The organism is Halomonas sp. V046 (assembly GCF_052645355.1).
In genome coordinates, this window is sequence record NZ_JBQXYF010000064.1 from 1 (window position 1) to 361 (window position 361).

A 361-nucleotide genomic window follows, 5' to 3' on the forward strand; every position below is an offset into this window, starting at 1 on the left:
TTGTGGAAAGCGGCACCGCCTCTTCCACGCCCTGCCCCGCCCCGCTCGCGTTTTTGCCTCGGTTCCCCGGTTCAGGCACCGACCTCAGTCATCGGCAAGGGACGGCAGCAGTACCTTGAGCTTGCGGATCAGCGTATTGCGCCCCCATCCCAAAAGCTCCGCGGCTTCGCCCTTGCGGCCTCCGGTGTGCTTGAGCGACGTGTCGATCAGGATCCGCTCAAGGCTCTTGTGGAGAAGCGGCACCGCCTCTTCCACGCCCTGCCCCGCCCCGCTCGCGTTTTTGCCTCGGTTCCCCGGTTCAGGCACCGACCTCAGTCATCGGCAAGGGACGGCAGCAGTACCTTGAGCTTGCGGGTCAGCG

Annotated in this window: 1 pseudogene; it reads right to left on the minus strand. The window is 65.7% G+C overall.

What is annotated here, in order from left to right:
- Window positions 1-84: 84 nt before the first annotated feature.
- Window positions 85-255, minus strand: a pseudogene (locus ACUN9Y_RS22245) (helix-turn-helix domain-containing protein); the annotation flags it as partial.
- Window positions 256-361 lie beyond the last annotated feature (106 nt).